This is a genomic window from Micromonospora sp. ATLC20, assembly GCF_057196585.1.
This window is the reverse complement of sequence record NZ_JBXUOV010000247.1, coordinates 1-6,464: the sequence shown is the minus strand read 5'-3', so window position 1 is coordinate 6,464 and position 6,464 is coordinate 1. Positions and strand designations below refer to the sequence as shown.

The following is a 6,464-nucleotide window of genomic DNA, read 5'->3' as shown; positions in this document are numbered from 1 at the left end:
GGGGCGACGCCCCCCCCCCCCCGGCGCCCGGCCGCCCCCCCGCGCGCCCGCCGCGCCGGGGGGGGGCCCCGCGCCCGCCCGCCGGCCCCCCCCACGGGTGCGGGTCAGTGGCTCAGCGCGATCCGTACCGCCAGGACGATCAGGATCAGCCCGGTCAGCCGCTCGATCACCAGCAGCACCGACGGCCGGGTCAGCCACGGTTGCAACCGGTCGATGAGCAGGATGTAGCAGGCCCACCAGAGCACCGCGAGGCCGATGAACGTGGCGGCCAGCACCGCCGTGCGGGCCGCCGCGCCGTCGCCGGGCTTGACGAACTGCGGCACGAACGAGACGTAGAAGACGACCACCTTGACGTTCAGCAGCTGGCTGGTGACGCCCATGACGAACGAGCGGCGGGCCACGTGCGGCTCGTCGGCGGCCACCGTCTCCGGCGCGGCGGCCGGGCCGGTGTCCGCGTCCGGCCCGGAGCCGCCTACGCCCACCGGGACCGGCTGCGTGGCCGGTGCCGTCGCCCGTCGCGGCCGGGTGGCCCAGAGGATGGTGCCGCCCAGGTAGAGCAGGTACAGCGCACCGGCGACGCGCAGCACCGTGTAGAGCGCCGGCGACGACACCAGCAGGGCGGACAGGCCGGCCGTGGCGAGCGAGGCGTGCACCAGCGCGGCGGCGAACAGCCCGGCCAGCACCACGAACCCGGCCCGCCGCCCGTACCGCACGGTCTGCCGGGTGACCAGGGCGAAGTCGACGCCCGGCACGATGATGATGAGCAGGCTCGCCGCGACGAAGCTGACGATCTGGATGTCAGACACGCTGCTCCTCCCTCGCCTCGGCGCGGGCCGGGACGGCCTCCTCGATCACCGAGACGCCGCTGTCGCGGTGCGGCCCGTGCCGGCGCCACTGCTCGCGCAGCCGGATCCGGCCGTCCGGCAGCAGCTCGGGCCGCGACTCGCACTCGCCGACGACGATGCTGCCGTCGGTGAGCACCTCCACGTACGCGAATCGCACCACGCCCTGCGCGTCGCAGGTGCCGGCGAGCCGGCCGTGCCGTACCGGGCCGCCGGAGATCTCCGCCCAGACCAGGTCGCCGCGCTGGTGGTAGTGCCCCCGCAGCGGGTCGGCGTCACCGGCGTGGTCGACGGAGACGAAGACCCGGTCGTCGTAGTCGAACGACGTCATCGCGTTCACGCCCATCGGGTGCTCAGGTAGTCGTCGCGGAACCGGCAGACCGTGCGGCCGGCGATCGAGTTGAGGATCATCGCGCTGCGGATCGGCAGGATGCTCAGGTTGGAGTCGACGAGCCCCTGCACGTACCGCCCCCGGTTCAGCACGAAGATCTTGTGGTCGTCGGCGTGCTTCCACCGGATCGAGTAGTCCGACTCGATGACCGGCTCACCGCGCTCGTCCAGGTCGATCAGCGCGGTCAGCTCCGGGTCGAAGGGCAGCGGCGCCTGCCGGCGTCCCGCCGCGACGACGAGGTTCACCGCCCGGTGCCGTTCCTCGCCGCTGCCGGCGGTCAGGCACTCCAGCTCGACCTCCCCGTCGAGCTGCCGGGCGCCGGTCACGGTACGGCTCGGCATGATCGTCACCGGGAACCGGCCGGTACGCAGCCGCTCCTCGTAGTTGTGCTGGTAGATGCCGCGCAACGTGCCCGGGGAGATCCCGTCGCTGGTCAGGATCTGACCGGAGACGAGACGTTCCCGCACGTCCCGGGACAGGTTGAGGAACGCCTCCTGGTAGGCGGGCCGGTACAGGTCGTTCGCCGACGGGGAGTCCTCCAGCGGGGCGAACCACGACCGCCGTCCGATCCACCTGATGTCGCGGCACCCGCGGGCGAGCAGCGCCGCGACGCACTCCGCGCTGGTCTGTCCGCTGCCGATCACGATCCACGGCAGGTCCGGTTCGTCCGGCACCGTGGCGAGGCGCTGGTGCAGCTCGTCGGCGACGAACAGGTGCCGCGGGTCGAGGGCGTCCAGGAACTCCGGTACGAAGGGGACGGTTCCGCTGCCGAGCACCAGGTGCCGGGAGCGGGCGACCTCCGCACCGCCGCTGCGGCTGACCAGCGCGCCGTCGAACTCGACCCGGTCGACGCGGGTGCCGTACGTGATGCGCGGCAGCCGGCCCGCCGCCCACACCAGGTACTGCTGGTACTCGATCCGGGGGATGGTGTCGAACCCGGCGCCCAGCAGGGCGTACACCCGGCCGGTGGTGACCAGGTAGTTGAGGAACGACAGCGGGTGGGTCGGGTCGTAGAGCGAGACCAGGTCCTTGACCCAGCCGGTCTGCATGCGGACGCCGCTGTGCAGCATCCCGTCGTGCCAGCCCGGCCGGTCGCGGGCCTCGAACAGCGCGATGTCGTGCGGCGCGAGGGTGTCGTACATCGCCGCGAGGCTGAGGTTCGCCGGCCCGGCGCCGATTCCCACTGTGTGAAAGGTCTGCGTCATCAGTCTTCCTCTGTCTGGCCGTGGGGGACAGGGATAGCGGTTCGGGTGTTCAGCAGGGCGGTGGCGGCGAGCCGGCTGGCGGCCAGGACGGTCTTGGCGGCGCCGCCGCTGCCGCCGGTGAAGGTGTGCACCGCGCCGGACACGTGGCGCAGGGCCAGACCGGCGGGTTCGCTGTAGCAGTCGGCGGCGCTCACCGGCGGGCCGGCCGGTCGCGGGTCCAGGCCGGGCAGCCGCCGCGCCGCCACGGTCAGGACCCGTGCCGCCAGCGCGGCGTCCGGCTCCGGGGCCGGTGGGTCGACGTCCCACCGGTCGCTGGGCAGACCGAGCAGCACCCGCCCCGGACCGGCCGGCCGGCCGTAGAGGCCGCTGGACTCGTCCACGAAGCACGGCAGATCGGCGCGGCCGGTGACGTGGTGGGCGTACTGGATGTGCTTGGTGCGCAGCGAGGCCGGCAACCCGGCGGCGCGCAGCAGGCGCGGCGTCCAGGCCCCGGCGGCCACGACGACGAGGTCGCCGGTGAGCCGGCGGCCGTCGCGCAGCTCGACCACGCGGTCGTCGAGGCGGGCCACCGGTGTGCTCTCGGTCCGGCCGAGGCCACGCAGGACGGTCCGGCGCAGCCGGTCCGGGTCGAGGTAGCCGGCCCGGTCCTCCCAGATCCCCACCGTGCCGTCCGGGAGTCCGGCGAAGCCGAACCGGTCGGCGACCTCGTCCCGGGTGAGCACCTCGGCGCCGTCCACGCCGGCCGCCGCCCCGGCGTCGAGCAGGTAGAGCGAGCCGGTCCGCCGCCACCCGGCGGCTCTCGCGAGCGACGGATCGGCCAGCAGTTCGGCGAGGCTCGCGGCGGCGAGGGACCGGCCTGCCGGATCGGGCTCGAAGGCCCGCACCATCCCGCCGGACGCGGCCGTCGCGTCGGCGGGCCGCCCGTCCGGACCACAGTCGTGCGGACCGATCAGGACCGCGTCGGCGCCCGCGTCCCGCAGCCGCCGGGCGAGCAGGACGCCGCTGAGGCCCGCGCCGACGACGAGCACGCGCGGCTCACCCATCCGAACCCGCCGGTTCCGCGCCGCCGACGACGCCGAGCAGGCGGGCCGCCCGCTCCGGCCGACCGGGGTACGCGGCCAGCGCCGCCCGGACCGCGGTGGCCGGATCGAAGTGCTCCGGCCGCAGCGCCTGCTCACCGCGCGTCAGTTCGGTGTCGGCGAGCACGCCGTCCAGCCCGGCGGTGGTGCCGGCGAGGGTCGCGGCGTACCGGGCGGCGAACGCCTCGTAGGCCTCCGGCCGGAAGTCCGACTCGTAGCTGTCCGGCCGGTCCCAGCTCAGGAACGCCCGGACCACCGCCGGGTCCTCGGTGGACAGGAACTCGTGCGCCCAGATCGCGTGCTCGCGGCTGGTGGAGAACTTGGCGCCGGTGAGGCGGTAGAACTCGTTGACGACCAGACCGGTCGGCCGGTCGGGCAGCCCGGCGGCCAGGTGCAGGGCCGGGATGAGCAGCGCGTAGTAGAACGCGTTGTCGACCCCGAGGAAGATCCACTGCTCGTCCACGTCCCGCCACGCGTCCAGGTACCCGGCCAGCGTGTCCGCGTCCGGCCGCAGGTGGCGGGCGGGCAGCAGCAGGTTGGCCAGGGCCATCTCGGCCCAGACGTCGATGCGCAGGCCGTCGTCCCACTCGATGCCCCAGTCCGTCGGGTACGCCAGCGGCACCTCCGGCAGCCCGCCGTCGAGGTACGACGCGACGAGACGCCGCAGCCGGGGCGGCAGCACCGCGCGGGACCAGAACTCGGCGAGTCGTTCCCGGTGGTCGTCGAGCCGGAGCACCGGGACCGTGTGGGTGACCGGTTCGGGTGCCGCGTCGCAGCAGGTCGACCGCGCGCCGACGAGGTTCGCGGCGGTGCAGAAGCCGCCGCAGCCCTCGCAGGTGCCGCCGTTCGCGCCGGCGCCGCAGGCCGGGCAGCGCCCGGCGACCCGGACGTGGTGCAGGGTCCGGCGGCACGTCGCGCAGGCGCGCAGCGACACCGGGGCGACCTCCACCACCTTCGCCTCCACCAGTTCGGTGAGCAGGCGCGCCACCGCCCGGCGGTAGCCGGCGTCGGCCAGCGGGTCGGCCATGACGTCGTACCGGATGCGGGCGGCGCGCAGCGCGGCGTGGATCGACGACCCGTATCGGGCGACGGTGTCCGCGGGGGTCTCGCCCAGCGCCTGCGCCCGGGCGAGCACGTAGTTCTGGTGCGCGTCCAGCCCGCACTGGGTCACCACCGGCCGGCCGGCGGCGCGCAGCGCGCGGGCCGCGATGTCCCCGGCGACGTACGGACCGCTGAGGTGCCCGAGGTGCAGCGGCCCGTTCGGCGTCGGTGGTGGCGTCACCACCAGCACCGCGCCGGTGGCGGCGTCAGTCACGGCCGGTCCCGGCGTCCGCACCGGCCTGCGCCGAGTCGCCGGGCCGGGGCATCCAGTAGATGCTGAGGATGGTGAGCGGCTGCTCCGGCGAGGGGTTGTGGATGACGTGGCTCTGCTCGGGTTCGAGCAGGATCACGCCGCCGGTCGGCACCTCGACCTTCTCGCCACCCGCCTCGTAGATGGCCGTGCCGCGGGTCACCACGGCGAACTCGACCTCCGGGTGGATGTCCTCGCTGCTGCTGCCACCGGGCGGGATTACGCACCACATGGCGTCGAACGGCAACGGGCCGAGATCGCGGTACTGCGTCCAGCGGCCGATCCGGATGCCGTACTCGTCGGTGAGTTCGGCGGTGTCGCTGACGTACCTTCGCATGTTCGTCCTCCTGGTCGGCGCGCTGCCCTCCGGGCCCGCGCCGGACGGATCTGAGGTTTGCGGAGAGTGACCGGAAGTGCTGCTTCTGCGACGCTGCACCGATGCCGGGAAGGGCCCGTCTCGTCGACCGTCGATTCGACTCCGGTCGATAGCGTCGGACCCACTGTGGACTTAACCTCGTCTGGCCAACAGGAGCTTCACCGGCAGATCACCGGCAATGTGGCCGCTGACTGCCCGCTCAGTGGCCGCGGCATCGGTGGTCCACCGTCACGAATCCACCAGAACCGGTACGGAGACGACGCTGTGATCGGCTACATGGATACGTTGGGTCATGAGATCGCTACCGCACGGCGAATGGCCAACCTGACCCAGGAGGAGTTGGCCGCCCGCACCGGACTGAGCGTCCGGAGCATCCGCAACCTGGAGTCGTCGCGGGTGACCCGTCCGCGGCCCGCGACCGTCCGGCTGCTCCGCGAGGTCCTCGGCCTGCCCGCCCACCCGGCGGCCGCGGCCCGGATCCGCCCCATGCAGCTGCCGCTGGAGATTCCCGGCTTCACCGGCCGTTCGGCACAACTGCGGCAACTCGACCGGCTGCTCGACGGCGGGCCGCGGCGGATGTCGAGCGTGGTGGTGTGCGTCCTGTCCGGCCGGTCCGGCATCGGCAAGACGGCGCTGGCGCTGCGCTGGGCGCACCGGTCGGCCGCCCGGTTCGCCGACGGGGTGCTGCACGTCCAGCTCGGCGGCAGCGACCCGGTACGGCCGGCGGTGGCGCCGGCCGAGGCGCTCGGCGGCCTGATCGAGGCGCTCGACGTACCCGGTGGGGTCCCGTGCGGACCGGCGGCGCGCACCGGGCTCTACCGCAGCGCGCTCGCCGGGCGCCGGATGCTCATCGTGCTCGACGACGCCCGCGACGCCGACCAGGTGCGGCCGCTGCTGCCCGGCGTACCCGGCTGCATGGTTGTCGTGACCAGCCGCAAGCGCCTCACCGGCCTGGTCGTCGGTGAGGCCGCGTGCCCGGTGGTGGTCGACGAGCTGGCCGCCGGCGAGGCGTGGGACCTGCTGGCGGCGCGCCTCGGCGAGCGTCGCCTCACCGCCGAGCGTGCGGCGGTACGGGAGATCATCGCGCACTGCGCCGGTGTGCCCCGGGCGCTCGCCGTGGTGGCCGCCCGGGCGGCCGTCCAGCCCCGGCTGCCGCTGGCGGAGGTGGCCCGCCAGCTCCGGTGACGGACCGGGTGCCGCCCGTCAGCCCTGGTCGGGGC

At 74.4% G+C, this 6,464-nt stretch carries 7 protein-coding genes; 1 reads left to right on the top strand and 6 read right to left on the bottom strand.

Annotated elements, in window-relative coordinates:
- Positions 1-104 precede the first annotated feature (104 nt).
- The 6 genes from AC2CHG_RS29055 to AC2CHG_RS29030 are packed head-to-tail and all read right to left on the bottom strand — an operon-like array spanning position 105 to position 5,205.
- The gene (locus AC2CHG_RS29055) at positions 105-806 is read right to left on the bottom strand and encodes a LysE family translocator (RefSeq protein WP_366626223.1); all 702 of its coding nucleotides are present in this window, start codon (positions 804-806) and stop codon (positions 105-107) included.
- Positions 799-1,188, bottom strand: a complete 390-nt coding sequence (locus AC2CHG_RS29050) for an avidin-fold protein (RefSeq protein ID WP_366626225.1) — start codon at positions 1,186-1,188, stop codon at positions 799-801. The genes AC2CHG_RS29055 and AC2CHG_RS29050 overlap by 8 nt, the downstream gene beginning before the upstream one ends.
- Positions 1,179-2,438, bottom strand: coding sequence for a lysine N(6)-hydroxylase/L-ornithine N(5)-oxygenase family protein (locus AC2CHG_RS29045; protein WP_262015006.1), 1,260 nt, complete (start codon positions 2,436-2,438; stop codon positions 1,179-1,181). The genes AC2CHG_RS29050 and AC2CHG_RS29045 overlap by 10 nt, the downstream gene beginning before the upstream one ends.
- Positions 2,438-3,481 carry an NAD(P)/FAD-dependent oxidoreductase gene (locus AC2CHG_RS29040; protein WP_484525995.1) on the bottom strand — a complete coding sequence of 348 codons (1,044 nt, stop codon included), beginning with the start codon at positions 3,479-3,481 and terminating at the stop codon, positions 2,438-2,440. The genes AC2CHG_RS29045 and AC2CHG_RS29040 overlap by 1 nt, the downstream gene beginning before the upstream one ends.
- Positions 3,474-4,832 carry a class I tRNA ligase family protein gene (locus AC2CHG_RS29035; protein ID WP_484525994.1) on the bottom strand — a complete coding sequence of 453 codons (1,359 nt, stop codon included), beginning with the start codon at positions 4,830-4,832 and terminating at the stop codon, positions 3,474-3,476. The genes AC2CHG_RS29040 and AC2CHG_RS29035 overlap by 8 nt, the downstream gene beginning before the upstream one ends.
- Positions 4,825-5,205, bottom strand: coding sequence for a cupin domain-containing protein (locus AC2CHG_RS29030; protein WP_262015003.1), 381 nt, complete (start codon positions 5,203-5,205; stop codon positions 4,825-4,827). The genes AC2CHG_RS29035 and AC2CHG_RS29030 overlap by 8 nt, the downstream gene beginning before the upstream one ends.
- 315 nt (positions 5,206-5,520) lie before the next feature.
- Between AC2CHG_RS29030 and AC2CHG_RS29025 the strand changes: the two genes are divergently transcribed.
- Positions 5,521-6,429 carry a helix-turn-helix domain-containing protein gene (locus AC2CHG_RS29025; protein ID WP_357209732.1) on the top strand — a complete coding sequence of 303 codons (909 nt, stop codon included), beginning with the start codon at positions 5,521-5,523 and terminating at the stop codon, positions 6,427-6,429.
- The last annotated feature ends 35 nt before the right edge of the window (positions 6,430-6,464 follow it).